This window comes from Streptomyces sp. 150FB (assembly GCF_000818195.1).
GTDB lineage: Bacteria > Actinomycetota > Actinomycetes > Streptomycetales > Streptomycetaceae > Streptomyces.
On record NZ_JTHL01000001.1, the window covers coordinates 4,465,531 to 4,487,074 of the forward strand.

Annotated in this window: 19 protein-coding genes, 1 tRNA gene and 1 pseudogene; 7 read left to right on the forward strand and 14 right to left on the reverse strand. The window is 69.6% G+C overall.

Features of this window, described 5'->3' with window-relative positions:
- Window positions 1–868, forward strand: a pseudogene (locus QR77_RS19055) (response regulator); the annotation flags it as partial.
- Window positions 869–983: 115 nt separating this feature from the next.
- Here QR77_RS19055 and QR77_RS19060 read toward each other — a convergent pair.
- The 3 genes from QR77_RS19060 to QR77_RS19070 form a co-directional block, all read right to left on the reverse strand.
- Window positions 984–2,633, reverse strand: coding sequence for a long-chain fatty acid--CoA ligase (locus tag QR77_RS19060; protein WP_040023118.1), 1,650 nt, complete (start codon window positions 2,631–2,633; stop codon window positions 984–986).
- 178 nt (window positions 2,634–2,811) lie between these two features.
- Complete coding sequence (locus QR77_RS19065) at window positions 2,812–3,423, reverse strand: SigE family RNA polymerase sigma factor (protein WP_040023120.1); 612 nt, start codon at window positions 3,421–3,423, stop codon at window positions 2,812–2,814.
- A 413-nt stretch (window positions 3,424–3,836) separates the two neighbouring features.
- Window positions 3,837–4,148, reverse strand: coding sequence for a hypothetical protein (locus tag QR77_RS19070; RefSeq protein WP_040023121.1), 312 nt, complete (start codon window positions 4,146–4,148; stop codon window positions 3,837–3,839).
- 334 nt (window positions 4,149–4,482) lie between these two features.
- On the opposite strand from QR77_RS19070, the gene QR77_RS19075 reads away from it, so the two are divergent.
- Window positions 4,483–5,427, forward strand: coding sequence for a bifunctional DNA primase/polymerase (locus QR77_RS19075; protein WP_040023122.1), 945 nt, complete (start codon window positions 4,483–4,485; stop codon window positions 5,425–5,427).
- 43 nt (window positions 5,428–5,470) lie between these two features.
- Here QR77_RS19075 and QR77_RS19080 read toward each other — a convergent pair whose 3' ends face one another.
- The 5 genes from QR77_RS19080 to QR77_RS19095 all read right to left on the reverse strand — a co-directional run bounded on the left by QR77_RS19080 (window position 5,471) and on the right by QR77_RS19095 (window position 8,985).
- Window positions 5,471–6,142, reverse strand: a complete 672-nt coding sequence (locus QR77_RS19080; RefSeq protein WP_236710734.1) for a histone deacetylase — start codon at window positions 6,140–6,142, stop codon at window positions 5,471–5,473.
- A gap of 27 nt (window positions 6,143–6,169) precedes the next feature.
- Window positions 6,170–6,889, reverse strand: coding sequence for a leucine-rich repeat domain-containing protein (locus tag QR77_RS19085; RefSeq protein WP_236710736.1), 720 nt, complete (start codon window positions 6,887–6,889; stop codon window positions 6,170–6,172).
- Between the two features lie 258 nt (window positions 6,890–7,147).
- Window positions 7,148–7,861 carry a hypothetical protein gene (locus tag QR77_RS46010; protein ID WP_150130413.1) on the reverse strand — a complete coding sequence of 238 codons (714 nt, stop codon included), beginning with the start codon at window positions 7,859–7,861 and terminating at the stop codon, window positions 7,148–7,150.
- Window positions 7,845–8,336, reverse strand: coding sequence for an RNA polymerase sigma factor (locus QR77_RS19090; protein WP_040023125.1), 492 nt, complete (start codon window positions 8,334–8,336; stop codon window positions 7,845–7,847). Before QR77_RS19090 ends, QR77_RS46010 begins: the two co-directional genes overlap by 17 nt.
- An 82-nt stretch (window positions 8,337–8,418) precedes the next feature.
- Complete coding sequence (locus QR77_RS19095; RefSeq protein ID WP_236711125.1) at window positions 8,419–8,985, reverse strand: class F sortase; 567 nt, start codon at window positions 8,983–8,985, stop codon at window positions 8,419–8,421.
- A 1,967-nt stretch (window positions 8,986–10,952) separates the two neighbouring features.
- Here QR77_RS19095 and QR77_RS43775 point away from each other — a divergent pair.
- Entirely contained in the window at window positions 10,953–11,840 is an 888-nt protein-coding gene (locus tag QR77_RS43775) for a DUF4231 domain-containing protein (protein WP_078876877.1), read from the forward strand.
- Window positions 11,841–12,471: 631 nt separating this feature from the next.
- Here QR77_RS43775 and QR77_RS19105 read toward each other — a convergent pair.
- Window positions 12,472–12,558: transfer RNA gene (locus QR77_RS19105), tRNA-Ser, on the reverse strand.
- A 673-nt stretch (window positions 12,559–13,231) separates the two neighbouring features.
- Here QR77_RS19105 and QR77_RS19110 point away from each other — a divergent pair.
- The 4 genes from QR77_RS19110 (at window position 13,232) to QR77_RS19125 (ending at window position 15,980) form a co-directional block, all read left to right on the forward strand.
- Entirely contained in the window at window positions 13,232–13,576 is a 345-nt protein-coding gene (locus tag QR77_RS19110; RefSeq protein ID WP_236711126.1) for a hypothetical protein, read from the forward strand.
- Window positions 13,577–13,669: 93 nt separating this feature from the next.
- On the forward strand, window positions 13,670–14,983 hold the full coding sequence (locus tag QR77_RS19115; RefSeq protein ID WP_236710737.1) for a hypothetical protein: 1,314 nt from the start codon (window positions 13,670–13,672) through the stop codon (window positions 14,981–14,983).
- Between the two features lie 29 nt (window positions 14,984–15,012).
- On the forward strand, window positions 15,013–15,516 hold the full coding sequence (locus QR77_RS19120) for a hypothetical protein (RefSeq protein WP_040028268.1): 504 nt from the start codon (window positions 15,013–15,015) through the stop codon (window positions 15,514–15,516).
- Window positions 15,516–15,980: a hypothetical protein gene (locus QR77_RS19125; RefSeq protein WP_040023127.1), complete on the forward strand. Its 465-nt coding sequence runs from the start codon at window positions 15,516–15,518 to the stop codon at window positions 15,978–15,980. Before QR77_RS19120 ends, QR77_RS19125 begins: the two co-directional genes overlap by 1 nt.
- Window positions 15,981–16,187: 207 nt before the next feature.
- Here QR77_RS19125 and cas6e read toward each other — a convergent pair whose 3' ends face one another.
- From cas6e to casA, 5 genes are read right to left on the reverse strand one after another with little or no spacing between them, the layout of a single operon-like run.
- Window positions 16,188–16,952 carry a type I-E CRISPR-associated protein Cas6/Cse3/CasE gene (gene cas6e, locus QR77_RS19130; RefSeq protein ID WP_040023128.1) on the reverse strand — a complete coding sequence of 255 codons (765 nt, stop codon included), beginning with the start codon at window positions 16,950–16,952 and terminating at the stop codon, window positions 16,188–16,190.
- Window positions 16,952–17,701: a type I-E CRISPR-associated protein Cas5/CasD gene (gene cas5e, locus QR77_RS19135; RefSeq protein WP_040023129.1), complete on the reverse strand. Its 750-nt coding sequence runs from the start codon at window positions 17,699–17,701 to the stop codon at window positions 16,952–16,954. The genes cas6e and cas5e overlap by 1 nt, the downstream gene beginning before the upstream one ends.
- Window positions 17,698–18,897, reverse strand: a complete 1,200-nt coding sequence (gene cas7e / locus QR77_RS19140) for a type I-E CRISPR-associated protein Cas7/Cse4/CasC (protein WP_040023130.1) — start codon at window positions 18,895–18,897, stop codon at window positions 17,698–17,700. Before cas7e ends, cas5e begins: the two co-directional genes overlap by 4 nt.
- Window positions 18,894–19,616: a type I-E CRISPR-associated protein Cse2/CasB gene (gene casB / locus QR77_RS19145; protein WP_040023131.1), complete on the reverse strand. Its 723-nt coding sequence runs from the start codon at window positions 19,614–19,616 to the stop codon at window positions 18,894–18,896. The genes cas7e and casB overlap by 4 nt, the downstream gene beginning before the upstream one ends.
- On the reverse strand, window positions 19,613–21,406 hold the full coding sequence (gene casA / locus QR77_RS19150; RefSeq protein WP_040023132.1) for a type I-E CRISPR-associated protein Cse1/CasA: 1,794 nt from the start codon (window positions 21,404–21,406) through the stop codon (window positions 19,613–19,615). The genes casB and casA overlap by 4 nt, the downstream gene beginning before the upstream one ends.
- Between the last annotated feature and the right edge of the window lie 138 nt (window positions 21,407–21,544).

Sequence of the window (21,544 nt, forward strand, 5' to 3'; positions counted from 1 at the left end):
GCTCGCCGGCATCCACTCCGAGGGACGTTCGTACGCGATAGGGGCGCCCGACGAGGGCGCCGAGGGCCCTCAGCCGCTGGACGGCCCCGGCGGCGCCGTCGAGGTCGCCAACCGCCCCCAGCCCCGGCCCGTCGACGACGAGCTGCCCCCGGAGCCGCTCGACAACCCGCGCAGGCTGCTGGTCTGGCCGGCGCCCGACGTCTCGACGTCGCAGGCGCTGAGCGACCGCGGCTACCGCCCGGTGGTGGTGCACTCCCGCGAGGAGGTCGACGCCCAGATCGCGGCGTTCCCCGCAGCCCTGTTCGTCGACCCGCTGACGGGGCCGATCACCCGCACGGCGCTCCAGTCGCTGCGCCAGGCCGCCGTCGCCGCCGAGGTCCCCGTACTGGTCACGGCCGGCCTCGGGCAGGCGACACGCGAAGCGGCGTACGGCGCTGACCCCGCCGTCCTCCTCAAGGCGCTCGCTCCGCGCGACAGCGAGCAGCACCCTTCGCGGGTCCTGCTGATCGAGGAGCACGAGGAGATCGCGCTCGCGCTGACGGCGACGCTGGAGCGGCGCGGCATGCAGGTCGCCCGGGCCGGCACGGACAACGAAGCCGTCACGCTCGCCGCGCAGATGCGGCCGAACCTGGTGGTCATGGACCTGATGCAGGTACGCAGGAGGCGCGCGGGAATCATCGACTGGCTCCGGTCGAACGGCCAGTTGAACCGGACGCCGCTGGTCGTCTACACCTCGGTCGGCATGGAGGACGCGGAGCTGTCGCGGCTCACCTCGGGAGAGACGGTGCTCTTCCTCGCCGAGCGCTCGACCACCGACGACGTGCAGTCCCGGATCGTCGAACTGCTGGCGAAGATAGGGACCAACTGACGGCGCGGCGACCAAGGACGGCGGGCGGCGGCCACCGGGCGGCGGGCGACCGTGCCCCCGCCGCCGTACCCCTGCGGCTCACCGCCACACGTACACACGCCACACCCGCACCCGCCTACACCTCGGTGACGTCCAGCTCCCCGTCCGCGTACCGCCCGCGGATCACCTTCTTGTCGAACTTCCCGACGCTCGTCTTCGGCACCGCGTCCGCAACCGTCCACCGCTCGGGCAACTGCCACTTGGCGATCTTCTCGGCCAGGAATCCCTTGAGCGTCGCGAAGTCGGCGGACTCGCCGTCCTTGAACACGACGGTGGCGAGCGGCCGTTCGCCCCACTTCTCGTCCGGTACGGCGACCACGGCGGCCTCGGCGACCGCCGGGTGCGCCATCAGTACGTTCTCCAGCTCGACGCTGGAGATCCACTCGCCCCCGGACTTGATGACGTCCTTGGCCCGGTCGGTGAGGGTGAGGTACCCATCCGGGCTGATCACGCCGACATCCCCGGTACGCAGCCACCCGTCGGGCGAGAACCGGTCCTCGGGCCTGAACGGCTCGCCGGCCGCGCCTCCGTAGTACGCCGCCGCGACCCAGGGGCCGCGTACCTCCAGTTCGCCGGCCGACTCGTTGTCCCAGGGCAGGAAGCCGCCCTCGGGACCGGCGAGCCGCGCCTCGACCCCTGCGGGGAGGCGGCCCTGGGTGACGCGGTACTCGAACTCCTCCTCGGCGGTGAGTCCGGCGGGCGGGTGGGCCACCGTACCCACCGGTGAGGTCTCCGTCATGCCCCAGGCGTGGTCGAGCCGTACGCCGAGCTTGTCGTACGCCCGCATCAGCGCGGGCGGACAGGCCGAGCCGCCGATGGTGACCCGCTTCATGGAGCTGAGATCGCGCGGGCGGGCCGTGACCTCGGCGAGCAGGGCCTGCCAGATGGTCGGGACGGCGGCGGCGTGCGTGGGCTTCTCCCGCTCGATCATGTCGGCGAGCGGGGCGGCCTGGAGGAAACGGTCCGGCATCAGCATGTTCACGCCGCTCATAAAGGCGGCGTGCGGCAAACCCCAGGAATTTACGTGAAATTGGGGCACTACGACCAGTGAGGTGTCACTGTTCGTGAGTCCCATCGACTCCACCGTGTTTATCTGCATGGAGTGCAGATAGATCGAACGGTGCGAGAAGAGCACCCCCTTGGGGTCCCCGGTGGTGCCGGAGGTGTAACACATCGCGGCTGCGGCCCGCTCGTCGAGCTCGGGCCAGTCGTAGCTGGGGAGCGCGGCGGCGAGCAGTTCCTCGTACTCATGGACCTGAAACCCGGACCGGCCTTCGAGGAGCGTGCGGTCGCCGGGGCCGGAGACGATGACGTGCTCGATCGTCGGCAGGTGCGGGAGCAGCGGCGCGAGGAGCGGCAGGAGCGAACCGTTCACGACGACCACGCGGTCGGCGGCGTGATTGACGATCCAGACCAACTGGTCGACGGGGAGGCGGATGTTGAGCGTGTGGAGAATCGCACCCATGGAAGGGATCGCGAGGTAGATCTCAACGTGGTCCGAATTGTTCCACATGAGGGTGGCGACACGTTCGTCGTCCGCGACGCCCAACTCGTCGCGGAGCGCGCTCGCGAGCCGGGTCGCACGGGCGCCGACCTCGGCGAAGCTGCGGCGCCGCGGCCCGTCTTCGCCCGTCCAGGTCGTGATCTGCGACTTTCCGTGGACGGTCATCCCGTGGCGCAGGATGCGGGTCACAGTCAGCGGTACGTCCTGCATGGTGCTCAGCACGGCGTCCTCCCGGGGGCGATAGCACTGCGCGGTCTTCGATCCTTGCCGAGGATTCTGCGCACGTACCGCTCGGTATGTCACTACCGGGGGAAGCAAGCGTCGAGAGCGAGCGTGGAGGGCCAGCATGGACGGAGGGCGTGGAGCGAGGGCGAGCGAGGGCGGAAGGCCGGCGGACAGGTCAGCGAACGGGTGACAGCTCCGGGTCCTCGCGGAGCTTCCCGAGCGCCCGCGACACCGCGCTCTTGACCGTACCGACCGAGACGTCCAGCAGCTCCGCCGTCTGCACCTCGCTGAGATCCTCGTAGTACCGGAGGACGACCATCGCCCGCTGGCGGTCCGGCAGCCGCATCACCGCGCGCCACATCGCGTCGTGCAGGACCTGCTGCTCGGCGGGGTCGGGCGCGGGCGCGTCGGACGACTCGGGCAGCTCGTCGCAGGCGAACTCGTCGACCTTGCGCTTGCGCCACTGCGAGGTACGCGTGTTCACGAGGGCGCGGCGCACGTAACCGTCGAGGGCGCGGTGGTCCTCGATCCGGTCCCAGGCGACGTACGTCTTGGTGAGAGCCGTCTGAAGCAGATCCTCGGCGTCGCACGGATTGGCGGTCAGCGAGCGGGCGGTACGCAGCAGCACGGGCCCCCGCGCCCGTACGTACGACGAGAAGGACGCATACGGCGCGTGGGGCGCGCGCGAAGCCTGGGGCACGTAGGGGGAGTGGGGCGCATAGGAGGAGTGGGTGTACGAGGCCGTTTTGACGGCTGTGGAGGCACTCGCGCAGACAGGCGTGGTCATGACTCCACGCTAGGAGCGACCCCTGGCCGAGGGGATCGACCGCAGGTCCCGAAGCTTTGTCCGCCTCAGGGTGTAGAGGGGGTGCTGGCTCCACCTCCTGAGGGTGGAGGAGGGGGTGGCCGGGCCCTCAGGGTGACCCCTGGAGCAACATCCGTACGAGTGACCCCGCGCACGCGTTCTTCGCAGGTCGGAGCGGTCGCGGCGGGCGCCGGGCGGCCGGCGGGAGCGGTGCGTGGGAGACGTACGACCACCGGGGGCCGCCGGAAGGACGCCCGCACGACGGCGCCCGTACCACCGAGGGCACCCGGCCGTACGGCCGCGCCGCGCGCGAACGGCCCACGCGACGGCACCGAAGTGCCGCCGCGCAGGCTGTCATTCACCCCTTGGCTCACAACCCCCCTTCGGGCCGCCTCTCACCAAAGCTTTGTGAACGTCAGCGCGATGTTCTGGTTGCCCTGGTCGATGGAGGTGAAGCGGGAACCGACCACGCTCGCCGTGTTGTTCTGATTGGACGCACCTGCTCCTGTGGCCACCTGCTGCGTGGTGGTCGAATTGCCCAGATTGTTGTCACCCACGCCACTGCCGCTGACCGTTGCCACGGTCGCGTTCGATCCGTCGTCCGCAATGGAGCCGTTGTCGGCCTGAGCCACCCCGGCGAACAGCGCCGCGGCGAGGGGCAGGGCGGCGACAGCGGCGATGACGCGGGCGGTACGGATGCTTGCCATGTCTTTTCCTCCAGGAACGTGACGTACACAGTTATGGCTGGGAACTTCGGCTTTTACCAAGGCAGTTGGCCGGCCACCTCGGTCGTTCTCTCGACGTCGCGCTCCAAGGATTGCCCACCGAATCCGACGCGTACCACCCCGGACGGCCCGATTCCCTCGCAAGCGTGATGACATGTCGATAAACCCGCTTCACGCCCCCAAAAGGACACTTCACCCCTTTGCACGCAAGGGGCCAAGCGCGGCAAGGGATGAAGCGTTCCAGCACTTCCCCGGTCCGCCCCTCTCCGGCCGCTCCCCCCTCCCGTTCTTCGAACGCTTGTGCGAACATAGACCCATGGCCACCACCACCCGGCACGCCGCCACCCCGGCCCTCGCTCACGCGCTGCTCGCCGCCGAGCGCGGGCTCCCCGTCTTCCCGCTGTCCCCGACGAAGCTCCCGGCTCTGCGCTCCCCCCACCACGACGAGCCCGAGCCTTCGCTCTGCCGCGGGGAGTGCGGACTGCCAGGTCACGGCGTGCACGACGCCACGACCGACCCGGGCGCCGTACGGGCCCTGTTCGCGGCCGCGCCCTGGGCCACCGGCTACGGCATCGCGTGCGGCCGGGCGCCGCACCACCTGATCGGCATAGACCTCGACATCACGCCGACGGCCGACGCGAGCGGCACGTACCCCCCGCCCTTCGGCGCGCGCCCCGGCTCCCGCCCGGACTCGCCGCTCGACTCGCCGCCCGCGTCCGTCGTCGCGCTCCAGCAGATTGCGCTCCAGCACCTGTTCACGCTCCCGGAGACCGTCACCGTCCTGACCCCGAGCGGCGGCCGCCACATCTGGCTCAAGGGGCCCCCGAACGTCGTCGTGCCCAACTCGGCCGGCCGTCTCGCCCCCGGCATCGACGTACGCGGCTCCGGCGGCTACCTCGTGGGCCCGGGCTCGGTGACGGCGCGCGGCGCGTACCGGCTGGTCCCCGGCACGGCCGAACTCTCACCCGCGCCCTGCCCGCGCGCTCTCCTGCGCCTGATCACTCCGCCCGCGCGGCCGCACACCTCCGCGGGGGCCGGGAGCGGGCCGGCGCAGGGGCACGGACTGGTCCAGTTCGTGCTCGCGGCGCACGAGGGGCAGCGCAACACCCGCCTGTTCTGGGCGGCTTGCCGCGCGTACGAACACGGCTTCGGCGCGACCCTGGCGGAGGACCTTGTGGCCGCTGCGGTACGCACGGGGCTGGGCGAGCAGGAAGCCCGCGCGACGATCGCCTCGGCCGCCCGCCTCACGGCAGGGCCGTGAGGGCCGTACGACTGACGCGGCGCCCGGGGTCCGGCGTACGTACTCAGCCGGTACGCGGAAGATCCCGGATCTCCCGCGCGCTCCACCGTCCCGACGCGCCCGGACACGCCGCGAGGTAGTCGGCGACGGCCGCGATGTCCCAGGGGCCGGCTTCCAGCAGACCGGCGGAGAGGTGGGCGAGGTAGGGCGCGGAGGGCGGGTTCCACTCGACGTCGCCGACGCCCCACGGCGCGGTGAAGGTGAGCAGCGGAAACCCGTCGAGCACGCCCGCGCGCACCAGCGTCTCGTACCGTCCCTCGCCGAGCGCGGCGCGGCCCTCGCTCAGGACCTCGGTCAGATCGAGATCGGCGCCGGGCTCCCGGTACATCTCCTGCGCTGCGATGTCGGAGAACTGCCCGACAGTGACAAGGTGCGCCCGCGCCAGCACACACGACGGTCCGGGCCCGGCCGCTCGCGCGTCCGGATCGTAGAACGCGCGGCCTCCCGTCCAGACGGCCGACTCGGTGGCGAAGTACATCACCCCGTCGAGCCGTACGGGGACAGAGCGCTCGGGCATCCGCCGGTCCCGGCACCCGGGGTACGCCATGGCGCCGCCGGGGGGACGCCCGCCCACGATGTAACGGGCCAGCCGTTCGAGGTGCGTGTTGGAGCCGTACGAGACGTACCACACGCGCCGAGGCGAACGACCGCCGCTGCGCTCCATCCCGGGCCTCATCGGCCCCAGTGTGGCAGCCCGCTGCCCTCAGCGCAGGACGACGCAGCCGCGCGACTCGAGCGCGGCGAGCAGCCCCGGCGCGTACTCGATGTCGTTCCACCGCAGGTCCAGCTTCTCCAGAGCGGGCATCCTGGTGAGCCAGTCGGGCAGGACGCGGATCCGGTTGCTCCGCAGGTCGATCCGGCGCAGGAGCGGCAGACCGGCCAACGGCGCTGGGACCTCGGTCAGCAGGTTCTCCCGCAGGTCCAGGTGCCGCAGCTCCCGCAGGCCGGCGACGGCGCGCGGCAGCCCGGCCAGCGCGTTCCCGCGCAGCCACAACTCCCGCAGCCGGCCCAGCCGGCCGATCGACTCGGGGAGCGCGGCGAGTCGGTTGTGCTGCGCCCTCAGTTCGATGAGACCCGCCATCTCGCCGATGCTGTCGGGGAGTTCGGCGATGCTGTTGCCACCGACGTTGAGGTAGCGCAATCGGGTCAGGCGCGTGAGGGCGGGTGGAAGCGCGGAGAGCCGGTTCTCGTGCAGGTAGAGGAACTGTGTGAGACCGCCCAGTTCACCCAGTTCACCGGGCACGGTGGTCAGCTCGTTGTGGCCCAGATCCAGGGTGTGCAGTCGCTGAAGGCGCGCGATCAGGGGCGAGAGGTCCCGCAGCTTGTTGTCCGCCAGGATGAGCACGGCGAGATCCACCCGCTCCCAGACAGCCTCGGGCACGGCACCGAGCCCATGCCGACAGAGATCCAGAACTTGCTCCACGGGGTTCTCCTTCCTCATCAGCCATCAGCCATCAGCCATCACGCGGCACCTGGCACCCGGCACCTGGCACCTGGCACCTGGCGAGCGGCTGGGCCTCGTACGCGGGGCCGAACTGGCCGAACTGTAGGACACGACCACCTGGACCCCGCTGGACGCGTACTTGGGCACTTGGGCACTTGAGTACGTGAGCGCTTGAGCGGTGACCGAACGCGCCCGGGACGATGGCCTCGTACATCCGCGAGGCCGACCGGGCCCGCCTCACCCCGGCGGCGGGCCCCCCTGCGCGCCGCCGCCCGAGGCACCTCCCGAACCTCCGGCCGTCCCTCCGCTGAGCGTGCCGCCGCTGACCGAGTCTCCGCCGTCCGTTCCTCCGGGGGCGCCACCTGCGGCGCCTCCGGCCGAGGTTCCGGCTGGGGTTCCGGCCGAGGTCGTTCCAGTCGTCTCCCCTGTCGTTGTTGTTCCGGTCGTCGCTCCCGAGGAGCCTCCTGTGCCGCTGGTTCCGCCCCCCGACTCGCCCGTGCCCGTTGCACCTCCCCAGGTGCCGCCGCCGTCGGTCGCTCCGTCGGTCGCTCCGCTGTTCGCTCCACCTACGGTGCCGCTTCCGTCCTCGGGGCTCCCCGAAGTGCCCGTCGTACGGGAGCGTTCCGGCGTCGCGTTGGACGCGGTGGGAGAAGGACTCGGCGGCGCCGACGGTGTCCTGGAGCTCGTGGCCGGGGGCGCGAGCGGCGGGGCGGGGGCCGGGTGTGCCGTCGTACCCATGAAGTACAGCGGTCCCGCGACGGCCGCCGCGGCGAGGGCCAACCCTCCCCCGACGGCGACCGCGCGCAGCCCTCGGCGCCTCGCCGCCCTGCGGCGGATGCGGTCGAACGCGCCCGACGGGGGTGGCAGCAGCCGCGTGGTGGGGCTGGGGCCCAGCAGCGCCGCCAGTTCGTCGTCGCGCTCCTCGCCCGGGTCCTCAAGGTGTGTGGTCAAGGTGTCCCCCCAGTCTGGAGCGCAGTAGTTCCCTGGCCGCGTGGAGGTCGGCCCTGATCGTGCCTTCCTTCCGCCCGGTGACCGCGGATATCTCCCTGATCGGCAGATCCGCGTAGTAGTAGAGGAGGACGGGGGTGCGCAGCCGTTCGGGGAGCGTCCGTACGAGCAGTCGCACGGACGGATCGGGGTGCTCGCCCTGGCCGCTCACGACAACCTCCGTTGTGACGCGCAGGATGGCTCTGCGTTCGCGCTCCAGTTTCCGCCAGTGGTCACGGACGAGGTTGGCCGCGGTGACGTAGAGGAAACCGCGCGGCTCCTCCACCTCGGTCCAGCGTGCCCACAGACGCGTGAACGCCTCGGAGGCGATCTCGTGCGCCGTCTCGTCGTCGTCGACCAGCCGTCTGCACCACCCGGCGAGGTTCGGGTAGAGGCTGGCGAACAGCTCGGACGCTGCTCGCTTCCGGGAACGGCTCAACACTCTCCATGGTCTTCGGTCGGATCCACGCCGGGCCCCGGGCTGATGGACAGGCTCAGCCCACCAGCCCGGGCCTCATGGACTACTGGCTCTCGGAGGTCAGGGAGGCATAGACGATCACATTGTCGCGATATGCGCCCCCTTGCGTGGTACGGGGACCACCGCAGGTGATCAGCCTCAACTCCGGATGGTCGGCGTCTCCGTAGACGGCGTCCGTGGGGAAGCTCGCCTTCGCGACCGTCCGCGTCGAATCCACGGTGAAGACGGAGGTGACGCCGTCCTTGAGCCGTACGTCGATGTGGTCACCGCGTTTCAGCCGTGCCAGGTGGACGAAGACGCCGTCGCCGTACTGCCCCACCGTCACATGACCGAGGATCACCGAGGGCCCCACCTGACCCGGCGTGGGCGACGACTTGTACCAGCCCGCCGAATCATGCGCCTCGATGGGCGGAACCTGCACGGTGTCGTCGGCGTTCAGGCCGAGTTGGATGACCGGCGTGTCGACCCCGATGCTCGGAATCCGTACCCGTACGGGCACCGATCGGGCAAGCGGATCGGCGGCGGCAGCGCCCGCTGCCGGCGGTCCACTCGTCGGCTCGCTCTCCGTTCCGGGTGAGCCCGAGCCGCCTCCGCATCCGGAGACCAACAGGACGGCGGCCAGGACCGGAATCAGAAGGGATGCGCGTTTCGCGTGCACAGGTCAGGCCCCCGTGTCCGGCGCCCCCTTGGGCACAACGGCGACCTGACCCGCACCCGCACCCGCCACCGGCGAAGTGACCGAGCCGGCCTGCCCACCGCTCACGGAGCCCGTGGAGCCACCACTCGCGGATCCACCACCGGCGGACGCCTCGCCGCCCCCCGTACCACCGGAGGCGCCACCCCCACCGTCGGCGGAGCCGGACCCACCAGCGGCGCCACCGCCCGTACCGCCACCGGCGGAACCCCCACCCGAGGGCAACCCAAGACCGCCGCCGGTCGTACCGCCCGACGCCCCACCGCTCACGGAAGACCCGCCGCCTGACGAACCACCCGCGCCCCCACCACTGCCCGAGCCGCCGACGACCCCGCCCCCGCCCCCGTCAGCGAACGCGGGCACCGCCGCCCCGATCAATCCCACGGTGAAGGCCAGGGCCACGGCCGCAATGAAGTTTCTGCGCATGATCTCCCTCTCTCAACACCCGCCCAAGGGGCCTGAAGCCACGGCAAGCGGGTCACGTTCCGGATCGAGTGGAGAGACGACGCAGCACCCCCAACTGCTGCAAAGAAACGGCAAAGCCACAACAGAGCCGCCAATGCCCCCACAAGCCAGCGGCGAGCACGACGCACCGGGGGCGGACCTGCAAGGACACCTCTCTACCGGCGAGGCAGCGCCCCCGTGGGGGGCACCTGAGGAGACAAGCAGGCAAACAGAGCGTCGACTACCCCCGGTTCACGTGGCCGGCCGTCATCCTCACGCCAAGCGGCCGACGGCAGAAGGTCTCGCTCAGCCTCAGCCATCTCGGCAACCATCTCCACCTCGGAGTGCTTACTCCGGCGGAGCCTTTCCCGGTGCGCGTAGAGCTGCAGCAAGGGAGATTCCCGCCCGGACCCGATCGGCGTAGCCCTCATGAGCGTCAAGTCTCCAGTTGTCCCACCGAGTCAACAGCTCCCGCTGAACTTGAGGATCCGAAGGAGACAGAGGAGTGGGGCGAACTCCTCCTCGCCGAGAGCCCGCCGAGGTCGCCTCAGCAGGACGGACGACGGCAGCCCGCACGAGAAGCGCGGCCTCAAAACGCCGAGCCCGGAAGACGAGCCGCCCCATCCCCATCGGCCGGCCCTCGTCCGGCTGCTCCGAGAACACAAGAAGCGCTACGGCCTCGTGCGACGACCGTCTGTTCCACGCGGCCCGCGAAGGCCGCGTCCGCTCCACGGAGTACTGCGGGATCCGGAAGGAGGCTCGCCAACGGCCCGTGACAGAGGAGAACTCCATGTAGCCACTTGCAGAAGTCCCCGTACTCGCTCCGGCACACGCGGCATCTCACTCTGGATCCAAGCGGGCTTAGCCCCCGGTGTAGCCCCTAGAGCGGGCCACAGCCTGGCGGTGATGTACAAGGTCCACGCCAAGATCCTCCAAGGCCACCAAGCCCACGCCAACCAATTGATCGCAACAGCTCTCCAGGACAACGGGCCCAGAATCCGCTGGGGCAGGGCAGGTAGAGGAAAGGAGCATTTCTCGACCAGGCTGAATGAGCGCGTCAGCCCCAAGCCACGCGCCCGGAGGACACCTCCACGAAGTGGTGCCTTCGGCGCACCAGGCCGATCGACAAGTGCCTCACTGCTCAAACTCGCGTTCGACGGTTGTGCAGAAAGGTACGCAACCGTCCCTACGCTGGTTCATCGCAAAGCTCCGAGGCTCGCGTTAGCTTGTTTACTCAGGGACGGTCGGCCGTCCCGACTCAGAGGTGTATCAGTTCAGGTATCACTGTGACTGAAAGTCTACTTTCCTTATCTCGCTTCCGCACCACCCGTCCCATTGGCTACCTCAGCCACCATAAGCATCCAGGCAAAATTGTGCCCATGCGGCCTTTCCCGTAACCTCCCTGACTGCCATTCTCACTTCTGGTTTTACGGAGAGTCATGACATACGTGACGAGCAGCGCGGGGAACGATGGCCTGGAAGACAGCATGAGGCCAGTAGAATTATCCGAAGAGCACGAAAGAGCCCTCCAGGCGAAGTACAGAGAACGCGTTCGAGTGTTCGATGAAATCGATGATGACCTCAGAGCCTCTCGCACCTTCCAGCGAATCTATGTTCTCTGCCTGGCGGGTGCGATTTGCTTGACCTTTCTTCTCGGCTATACGGTCATCGTTGGATTGTGGACCTCGAAGCCAGGAATGGTCAGGTGGGCTGGGCTCCTAATTGTCGTCAGCACCTGGATCGCATTAACTCGAATTCTTTGGATGAATCGAAAAAAGATCGTTTCCAGGACCGGCCTGCTGCGCAATGCGTTACAGGATCGACAGACGGCAGCCGCCGAACTTCCACTTGACTCACCGTCTGGTCTGCGTATCTACCGCGAAGCTTCGCTTGATCTCATCGATCAATACCGCCAGAGCGCGGGAAAGAACCGGAGGGTCCACAATTTCTTTCAACTGATCATTATCAGCGGATCCATCGCGACTTCCACCCTCACCGCCATGAATGAGGGAAGTAACAGTTTACTTTCTGTCGCCACCTCGGCGCTCAGCGCGTTCGTAGGGATTTCGGCAGGAGTCACTGGCTATTTCAAGTTTCGCGAGCGTGGGTACAACCTTCAATCGACGGCAGATGACATCGAGAAGCATTACAATGCTTCCCAATTCATGCTTGACGAATACAAGAGCGATGACTCGTCCGTCCCCCTGCCGGAGGTCGAGCGGCTCCGTAAATTCGCCCGGTTCGTGGAACGCCTCAAGGAAGAGCAGAGAAAGCGGGAGCTGCAACTTGAGCAGTCCAGTTCTGCACGTGACGAGCGGGCGAGTTGATACTCACCGGCGGATGCACGAGCATCTACCGTCGACCTACAACGGGCAAAGCCGTGAGCGGGACCATGCGGTGGCTCCTCTCTCCTGTTCGGCATTGGCGCAGCCGTCGCTTGATGGCCGATCATGGGTCGTCGCTCTCCTACAGGGAGGCGTGGTGTCTAGTCACGCTCGCCCGCGATCCGGCCGAACTGCCCTTCGTCCACAGCCTGACCACACAGACGCGTATACATCGACCGGGGACCCCTCCCGGGGCCTCCATAGATGTGTGGGCATCCCTGGAGACCTCGGAACAGCGCAGGCGCATAGCGTGGCTCAACCGGTATGGAGCCACACCACTGTCTCTTCTCGGCCTCTCCGAGGAACTGATCGAACTGGCCGGCCTCCACATCATCGAATGGGCTCTGCCGCCAGGACTCGTGTCAAACTCTGTCATCCTTCAGGACCGCCCTGGCCCCACCAGCAACGCCGGATGAAGATCATAAATAGGTCTACCCTTCCCAAAGCCTCTTTTTCTTGGGGGACGCCTGGGGGACAGACACTGATGCAGGTTGGTCCGCGGGGGGAAAACAGTGAAACAGGGTGCATGCAGAAGGGGCGCCTCCCATCGGGAGACACCCCTTCTGACCTGCTGCGGTGGGTGTGGGATTTGAACCCACGGTGACATCGCTGCCACGACGGTTTTCAAGACCGTTCCCTTAGGCCGCTCGGGCAACCCACCCGCGCCCCGCCGACCAGCGGCGGAGCGGGTACAGCGTACCGTCCCCGGGGGCTCGGGTGGGCGCTGGTCCGGTAGTGGTCCGTGGGCTTCCGGGGCGGTTCGCGGTCGTGCGAGCTGCCTACCGCCAGGTCGTGGCGCATGGCGGCTCTGTTGCCGGCCCTTCGCGCGCTTCGAGTCGCGCTGCGGGGAGTAGGGGTCCTCCGCGAACTTCTTCGGCCTCGTGTCCGCCGCATATGGCTTGAGCCGGCACGTTCGCCGCGCCTCGGGGCATCAGGGGCTGCCTTCCGCTTCCCGCTCGGCGTCGACCGTGACTGGGCCTCATATGCCTTGTGGGCGTTGGTCTTTCGTGTTCTCCGGGGGCGGGTCCCCTGGGCGTTCCGGTCGGAAAGGCGGCGGGGCGCAGGGCCGGGCCTTCGGCGGGGGCATGAGTACGGGTACTCAACAGCACCGGTTGTGCGGGCCATGGATCACGGGGTTTTGGGGCGCTACTGTGCCTCTCGATCATAAGTGTGGCTGCTGCGAACACTTGCGCCATGCGACGGCTCACGGGGAGAGGCAGAGCTATGGCAGATGTCTGGGCCGACAGGCGGGGCGCGGCGTGACAGGGCAGTCCGTGGGGATGCGGCTGAATCAGCTTCCGGGGGATCCCGGAGGGTCCACGGGGTCGTTGGGGATGCTCGGCGGGCAGAAGGATCTTGCCTCCTCGCCGGCGGAGAAGAAGGCCGCGGCCAAGGCCATCGAGGACCACATCGAGCCCGACACCAAGAAGGCCGGGGACTGGGCCGACGTGGAGACCGGCGCCGCCGTAACGGCGTTCGGGGCCAAGGGCGGGCACGGGTGGCTCACCTCGGGTGCGGTCAAGAAGGCGCACAAGACGTGGGGTGACCAGGTGCAGAACCTGATGAACCGTCTCGCCTCCGAGAAGGCGGCCCTCCGCGACACCAACACCCAACTGCACGGCACCGACCTGGGAGTCCAGTCAGGGGTGCGCGCGGTCTCTCCGCTCGACGGGTACTGACCGGACCCACCCGCTCGGACTCATGACCGGCCACGCCGGCCGGGCACACGCCACCAGGCACAACGGGGACCCATGCCTGCATACCACGAGATCATGACGACCGACCTGTCCGCTCTCGCCACCGCCGCCGACCGCTGGGACGGTATGGCGAAGGAGTTCCACAAGCAGGAAGTCGCCTACAAGCGCGACGTGTACGGCATATCCGCGGGGGATACGTGGACGGGCCTCAGCGCGGACGCCGCCAACAAGCGCTTCGACGGCACGCTCAAAGAGTTCCAGTCCGCCCAGGTCGAGGCGAAGGCGATCGCCTCCCTCCTCCGCGACGCCCATACGCAATTCGTCGACCTGCACGGGAAGTTGGAGTCCGCCCGGAAGGACGCCGTGACGGCCGGCATGCAGGTGTCGGAACAGGGGCTGGTGTCGTACGACACCACGAAGCTGAGCCAGGGCGTACGTACCGCCATGGCGCACGACCCCGATTACCAGGAGAGCGTCCGCAAGGCCGTCAGCTCCTGGCAGCAGACCATCGACCAGCTCGTGAAGGACGTGGACGAGGCCGACAAGGGCGTCGACACCGCCTTCAAGGCCGTGGTGATCGACGCCGACATCAGCGACGGCTCCCTCAACGGCTTCAACGGCCAGGCCCAGGGCGACATCGAGAAGTACGAGGCCGACGCCGCGGCCAACGCCCGTACGAAGACCGACGGGTGGATCTCCGACGGCTCGGTCACCACCACCGGACCCAATGTCGGCTTCACGACCGGTGGCACCAAGTACGGCAAGGAGGGCTCGCTCAAGGCGTTCGCCGACCTCGGCCATGTGACCGCTCAAGGGACCCTGACCAACGGGAACATGAAGCTCTCCGGGATCGCCGACGGTTACGCCGGAGCGCGGGCGACCGCCAACTACGGGTTCACCGGGAAGGGCATCGTCGGAAGGGCCGAGGCCTCCGCGGGGGCGCGGGCCTTGACCGAAGGCCGCGCCGAGTACGGGCCGTTCGGCGTCTACGCGAGGGCCGACGGCTTCGCCGGTGCGGAGGGCGCGGTCAGCGCCAAAGTGACGAAGGACGACATCTCCGTCGGCGCCGCCGCGTTCGCCGGGGCGAAGGGCGGCGTCGCCGGGGGCACCGAGGTCGCCGGTATCGGCTTCGGCGGAACGGCCGAGGGCTGGGCCGGTCCCGGTGCGGAGGCCAAGTGGGGCTTTACGAAGGAGGACGGTAAGTTCACACTCGGCGGCAAGGTGGGCGCATCCCCCGTCCTCGGCGGCTCCCTGGGATTCGAGATCACCGTCGATCCCGGCAAGGTGGCCCATGCCGCCGGCCAGGCGGCCGACGCGGTGGGCGATGCGGCCGGATCGGTCGGTCACGCCGCCGGTTCCCTCAAGGACACTGTCGGGGGCTGGTTCTGATGTACGTCCCCCTGGAAGGAGCGGTCGAAATGCCCGCGACACTGCCCGTGCCGATCGAGTTCCGCCTGCCGGAGGGCTGGCTCCCGGCCGCGCTTCCGGAAGACGCCGACGCCCCGGGTGTGGCCTTCGCGGCCGTCCATCCGCGGCCGGACGACGGATTCGCCGCCAACATCACCATCGACGGCGAGTACCGGCCGGACGCGGCGACGCTGCCCGAGCTGGCCGACGAGTCGGTGGAACGCCTGCGCGAGGCCGCCGAGTCGGCGGTGGTCACCGACCGCCGCGAGGTCGGTGCAGCCGACGCGCCCGCCCTGACCCAGCGGCTGGTCTTCGCCGCCGCCGTCGCCGGCGCGCGCCGTGACCTCGTCCAGTCGCAGGTGTACCTGTCCATGCGGGATGTCGCGGATCCGCACAAGCGGGCGGTGATCCGGCTGGCCCTGACCGCCACCGCCGCCCAGCACGACGAAGTCCTCGGGGAATTCCAGGACTTCGTCCGCACCGTGCGCCCGGAGACCGGGACGGGGGCGCACTGATGGGGCTCTTCGACAAAATGGCCGGTACCAAGCATCCCGAGAGCGGTGTCGCGCCGCGCTCCGCCGCTGAGGTACGGGCCGCGCTGCTCGCGCTCAACGGGCCGAACGTACGGTACGAGGTGCGCGCCGGCACCCCGAAGGAAGGCGCCGACCTGGTGGCGGAGTGCCGGCTCCCCGAGGTACGCGTGACCCTCAAGATCCGGATGCGGCTGATCCCGGACACTCATGAGGTGCGGGCCCTCGACGAGCGGTGGGACAAGTCGACTGTCGACTACTCCAACGGGAAGTACTCGCGCGGGCAGGCGACCACCGTCTACCGGCAGTGGACGTACGAGAAGGGTGCCGACGGCCGTCGGCAGAAGGTCGAGACGTTCCGCTTCGACACGCGGGAGATGAGGGATCCCCTCCTGCAAGCGGTCCTCGACGCCGGATGGACCTGGCGCGGAGTGCTGTTCAAGCTCTGACAGAAATCCCCGCGTGCACGGGGAGCAGACTGGCGGTCGGAGCGATTCATGAGGAGCGCGCGGGCCATCCCCGTGGTGGCGGGGATCAGCGGGACCGGCCCCGCGTCCACGAGGACGGGTCCCGCGCAGAGACACTGCCCCGGCCGCCGTCCCCGTATGCGCGGGAAGCAGATGCCGCTGAGCGCCTGTCCTCCGTCGTGCAGCCCTTCACCCGACCGCGGTGGGCAGCGGGGCGAGCGTCATCAGGCCGCAGCCGTACGCCTTCGCCTTGCCGAGTCCGTGGACGAGCGTACGGCGCAGCGCCTCGGGATCGGTGACTTCGAGGCGGCCGTCGAAGGTGACGGTCACCAGGCTCACCCTGCCCGTTCCCGGATGGCCGTCCCGGGATTTCCTGAACGAAGGGGCACGCTGGTCGCCGACCGTCAGTTCGTGCCGGTCGCCGTGGTGCGGATGGCGCTTGTACGTCGTACCGCTCGGCAGAAGCCGTTTGTCGCCGGGCTTCTCCACGATGCGGAAGCCTGAGCGTTCCTGGCGTTCGAGCAGCCATCCCTTCTGGTGGACGGCGGTGAGATGGGCGGTGCGCTTCGTCGGTTCGCCGTCCTTGCGGCGGACGTGATGCACCGGGTTGGCGGTGAGCCGGAACGCCCAGGTGCCGCCCTCGGCGAGGCTCGCGAGGAAGGGTGCGTACGGGCGGCTCTGCCAGCCGGGGGTGCTGGGGTCGAGCGCCGCCGCCGGCCAGCCGGCCTGCTCCACGAGGTGCGTGAGATCGGGCCGGTCGGGGCTCACGACGTACAGGAAGACCTCGGCCCTCGCGTTGTGGTCGAGGCGCCACAGCACCCGGGGGCGTTCGGTGCCCGTGGGCAGCAGGCCGGGGAAGGACGACATGACGGCCGCGTGGACCGACTGGGGTGAGGAGAGCAGCCGCCGGGCCCCCGGGCGCGCAGTGTTCACGCGGAAACGAGTCAGGAACATCAGACGTCTTCTCCTTCCAGATGACCGAACGGGTCGTGCTCCGGGGCGGCCCGGGCGGTCGCGGACACGCCTCTCGCCGCCCAGGGGTTGGGGACGTCCACCGAGGTGCTGATCACCGTGCGCAGGGTGTGTCTCCGGTGCTCGGCGGCGAAGCTGAGCGGCTGGTCGCGCAGCACGTCTCCCGCCGTGCCGCTCGCGCCACGCTCCGCCTCACACATGATCACCAGGGGCACCCTCGCCTCGCCACGGCGGAGTCTCTGGTACCACCGGGACGCCTGCCAGGGCTCGTCGCGCAGCACCGCGTCGAGGTCGCGGTCGCGGTGAACGCCGAGTTCCACCGGGCGGGCCGGCGGGCAGGACCGCCGGCCGAGGAACGGCGGATGGACCGGGGATCGCAGGGCGGTGTGGAGTGCGCCGATGAGCGCGTCCTCGCCCTCGACGGCCGCGACGAACACCGCGTCGGCGAGGTAGAAGCGCTCCGAGAGCGGCATGGACTTGTCCGTGACCGCGTGGTGGGCCGTCTGGAAGTCCCGTACGCGCGTGCCCGGTTGATCGATACGTACACCGAAGCGCAGCGCGGCGAGCGGCGCCAGTCCGCGATCGTCCCCCCGGGCCAGCCCCTGGGCCGCCGCGAGCATCCCGACCACACCGCTCTTGGTGGGAGCCGCCTCGGTGGTGCGGCGGACGAAACGGGCCGAGGACCCCCAGGACTGGAGGGGCCCGGCCAGGCACAGGGTGAGCACGCTCATACGTGCTTCTCCAGGTGCTCGGCGACCGCCTGTCCGACCGAGGCGACGAGCGCGGTGAGGCTGGGCATGTCCTCGCCGACCGCGGCGAGCTTCTGGGTGTTCGGACCGACCCGCAGCACCCAGGAGACCGTCGACTCCGCGTCCCCGTAGGCGCGTTCGATGTCCGGGATGTACTCGGCGAGCCGGGTAGCGGCCCCTCGCAGATGTCCGCCGCCCTGGTCGCCGGACACGGGTTCCTCGAAGGCCCCGGCGAAGCTGATGGGACGCGTGGTGCGGAGCTTGACGACGACCGCGTCCGGCAGTGTGTGATGGCCGAAGGTGTTGATCTTTCCGGTCGGCAGCGAGGCGAGGAAACCGTGGAGGAACGCCTCCACGGCCCGGCGCACCGGGGTGGTGAGCGGTTCGTCCTCGCGCAGGCCCTCACCCAGGTTGGCGGCGAGCTGACGTACTCCCAGCGCCGCATAGCGGTAGAGGGTCGCGGAGTTGAAGTCGACCGTACCGATCATGCCGGCGCCGGGCTCCGCGTCGCTGTTCCGGTCGTCGACGGCGGTGTAGTAGTCCGACTCGTTCTCGACGCGGTGCACGCTGATGGCGTGGGCGACCTGGACGGCGGCGTCCACGTTGAGGTCGGCGGAGTCGGCGACCATACGGCCGAACAGCGCGATGTCGACGGAGTGACGGGTGTCGGCGATCTCCTTGGCACGGATCTTGTTCTCCCGCTCCCTGAGGAAGGACTTGATGTCGTCCGCCCCCTCGACGGCCAGCGCGGCAAGGCCGTCCAACTGCCGGGCGCTGAGGAACATCAGATACTTCGACTCGGGGGCCGGTTCGTCCCCGCCGTCCTTCGCCGCGTCGGCCTTCCGCTTCGGGACCTCGACCTTGGCACCGGTGGCCGCGAGGATCACCTCGGCCGCGAGAAGGAGCGGGGCGGGGCCCTGGAGCGCCGGATCGAGGCCGGTGATGCGGTCGGCGAGGAGCTCGACGACCTTCTTCGTACGGACGCCCAGGTCACTCGGGTCGAGAAGGTGCTCGTCCCCGAAGTACTCGCGGGTGGCCCGCTTCCAGGCCTGGCTGGAGACGCGCGCTCGCGGCACTCCGCCGTACACCGCCGATTTCGGGGCACCGGTGTCGTCACGGTTCAGGTTGCTGGGCGGGACCGTCTGGAGGGCGTGTACGTCGAGGAAGAGGCGGTTCACGAGGCGTCCTTGTCGATGGTGTCCGTGGCGTCTGCGGTGGCGGAGGCGTCCGTGGCAGCCGGGCTGGCGGGGGAGGCGTCGGTCGGCGAGTCGTCCGTCCCGCTGTCCTCGGGGGTCCGGTAGGCGTGGAACGACCTGCCCCAGGCGCGGCGCACGAGGTCCCGGCCGCCCGGTTCCTGCCAGCGGTAGAGCTGTTCGGCGAGCAGGACGTAGTCCAGCTCGATGTCCTCACGGCGCAGCAGCAGAACGACGTCCCGCAGCCGCAGGGCCATGGCGGCCAGATCCGGTGCGTTCCCGACGCGGACGAAGCGTTTGCGGACCGGTTCGTCGATCTCGTTCCTCGGCATCAGCCTCCTTACGGCGGCGCCGAAGCCCATCGGCGCCGTGTTCCGGTCCGACCGGTGCATGGCTTTCCTCCGGGACTGCTGGTGCAGGGCCCAGAGAGTCAGGGCCACATGCACGGCGTCCTCGGCATGGATCAGCTCGTCCTCGCTCAACGGCCTCCGGGCTGGGGGCTGTTCGTAGAGAGCGGCGGTGTCGGCCAGCCCCCACAGGTCCGGCACCTGGGCGAACTCCTTGCCCGCGCCCCTGCGCAGTCGGGCCAGGGCTGCCACCGCGTACGGCCGGTCGTCCAGATAGTCCTCCTGAAGCGGACCGATGATCACCCCGGTGATCGATCCGACCCGTTGGGGGGTCGCGAGCGCGGGGTCGGTGGTCATACGGGCACCCTCGGGGAGGATTCCGGAGCGCGGTCGGGCACCGGCGCCGGTACCGGGCCCGGCGGCCGATCGGAGTATGGATCGCTCAGGGCCTTGCCCAGCCGGCCCCGGAACCACTGGTCGGCCAACGCGGAGTTGAGCCACAGCCCGCCCTGCTTCCCGCCCTGATTACCACCGTGCTTCCCGCCCTGCCCCGCGCCCTGCTTCCCGCCCTGCCCCGGGCCGTACTTCGCCTCCACGATCCGCCCCTGCCACGCCGCGTCCCCCGCGTCGGCCATCAACTGGTCGCCGAGCCCGGCCACCACGCGGTACGCCTCCCGCTGCCACGTCCTGCGATGCTCGTACGGGTCCCCGACCTCGGCGACTCTCCCGAGCCAAGCGCGGTACGGGCCGTCCAGCGCCCCGAAACCGAGATCGCGGGCCGTGGCGCGGGGGCCCTCCTGATCACCTCCGGACGCCCTGGCCAGGTCCGTCGCGAGATCCCCGAGCGCCCTGACCGCGTCATCCGCGTCCGACACGGCGCCGATCGCCTGCCGCGCGTACGCGCGATCCCGTTCGTGCAGCAGGACGACCGCCATGGTGAGACGGTCGTCCACGATCTCGTCGATCACGGACTGCTGAGTGCCGTAGACCGGACCGACGACCCGGGCCCGGATGAGGAACCCGGGCCGCAGTGCCCCCTCCGTCACCAGCCGGCCGATCCATTCGAAGACGCCCGGCCGCAGCATCAGCGGCGCCTCGGAACCCCCCGCGGCCTCCGCCCTGTTGGCGATCAGTGCGGCCAGTCCACGCCAGGCGGAGCGCGACGGATCATGCTCACGTGGCAGGTAGACCAGAGCCTCGCCGCGCTTCTTCTCCTGGGCCCTGCTGCGCCGCCAGGCTGTCATCGGCTCGGAGCCCCGCATGGTGTGCGCGGGGAGCGGGTCGCCGTACCCGAGGACCACGCCGTGCGCCCCCTCCGCGTCGAAGTGCAGTCGCAGCCGCCGCGTCTGCCAGGTGTACAAGTCCCTTACGCCTGTGGGTCTTCGCCCACCGGCCGCGCCGGGTCCCGGCCCCGACTGCGGGCGGCGCCAGGCAGGGCGGTCGTCGCCGCGAAGCGGCCCGATGGCGTCGGTGGCGTCGGAGGCGATCAGGTTGAGCAGCAGGGTCTCGCGCAGGGTGTCCCCCTCGGCGAAGACTCCGCCGAGCGTCCCCGCCCAGCCGACGCCCAGCGGGTACACCTTGCCGCCCCTGGCCCGGTCGTCGCCGGCGACCCCGGTCTTGATACCCGAGGTGTCGTACGCGTGCGCGTGCACGACCCAGCGGGCCGCCTCGGCGAAGTCGAGCCGCCGGACCGTCGGTTGGCGTGAGCTGAAGAACGGCTCGCCGTTCGGGACGTCGGCCACGATCCTGTTGAGGGAGAAGACCTCGTCCCGCGCTGTGCGTAACCCCGCGACCTGGAAGAACGGCGCCACGGGGTGGAGCAGGTCGAACCGCTCGCGGTGGTCGTCGAGATAGCCCGCCACGGGCTCAAAACAGCCCTGGTCCGCCCAGAGTTCGGACCAGTTCTCGTGGTCCCCCGGTCCGTCGAGGGCGTCATGAGCCACTGCGAGCAGCAGCCGAAGGAGGGCGAACTCCTGCGTGGGGAGGTCGCCCACCAGCCGGCGCAGGGCCCCCGCCTCGGCGAACACCTCGCGCAGGGACAGCTCGTCCTGCGTCCCGTCGTCCCGTTGCACCGGTAACCAGGGCCGGCTGGTGAGGTCGAACGACAACTCGCCCTCAGCAGTGAGCTTTTCGGTTGAATCTTGCACGAGTCCCCCCAAGACCGTCAGCGCGGCTGTAGTCGAGATAAAAGCCTCTCAGACGGGTCTGACAACGGGGGTCGAGCGCGAGAACACGCAGGTCGGCGAGGTGGCCCCGCCGGCCCTGGTCGAGGCTTTCCTTCACCC

What these genes read in the sequence shown, in the direction of transcription:
- cas6e (WP_040023128.1), bottom strand. Translation starts at nt 16,952, where the DNA reads ATGTTCCTGACTCGTTTCCGCGTGAACACTGCGCGCCCGGGGGCCCGG.
- QR77_RS19120 (WP_040028268.1), top strand. Translation starts at nt 15,013, where the DNA reads ATGCCCGCGACACTGCCCGTGCCGATCGAGTTCCGCCTGCCGGAGGGC.
- QR77_RS19070 (WP_040023121.1), bottom strand. Translation starts at nt 4,148, where the DNA reads ATGGCAAGCATCCGTACCGCCCGCGTCATCGCCGCTGTCGCCGCCCTG.
- casB (WP_040023131.1), bottom strand. Translation starts at nt 19,616, where the DNA reads ATGACCACCGACCCCGCGCTCGCGACCCCCCAACGGGTCGGATCGATC.
- QR77_RS19115 (WP_236710737.1), top strand. Translation starts at nt 13,670, where the DNA reads ATGACGACCGACCTGTCCGCTCTCGCCACCGCCGCCGACCGCTGGGAC.
- QR77_RS19080 (WP_236710734.1), bottom strand. Translation starts at nt 6,142, where the DNA reads ATGAGGCCCGGGATGGAGCGCAGCGGCGGTCGTTCGCCTCGGCGCGTG.
- QR77_RS43775 (WP_078876877.1), top strand. Translation starts at nt 10,953, where the DNA reads ATGACATACGTGACGAGCAGCGCGGGGAACGATGGCCTGGAAGACAGC.
- QR77_RS19065 (WP_040023120.1), bottom strand. Translation starts at nt 3,423, where the DNA reads ATGACCACGCCTGTCTGCGCGAGTGCCTCCACAGCCGTCAAAACGGCC.
- QR77_RS19075 (WP_040023122.1), top strand. Translation starts at nt 4,483, where the DNA reads ATGGCCACCACCACCCGGCACGCCGCCACCCCGGCCCTCGCTCACGCG.
- QR77_RS19125 (WP_040023127.1), top strand. Translation starts at nt 15,516, where the DNA reads ATGGGGCTCTTCGACAAAATGGCCGGTACCAAGCATCCCGAGAGCGGT.
- cas5e (WP_040023129.1), bottom strand. Translation starts at nt 17,701, where the DNA reads ATGAGCGTGCTCACCCTGTGCCTGGCCGGGCCCCTCCAGTCCTGGGGG.
- QR77_RS19110 (WP_236711126.1), top strand. Translation starts at nt 13,232, where the DNA reads ATGCTCGGCGGGCAGAAGGATCTTGCCTCCTCGCCGGCGGAGAAGAAG.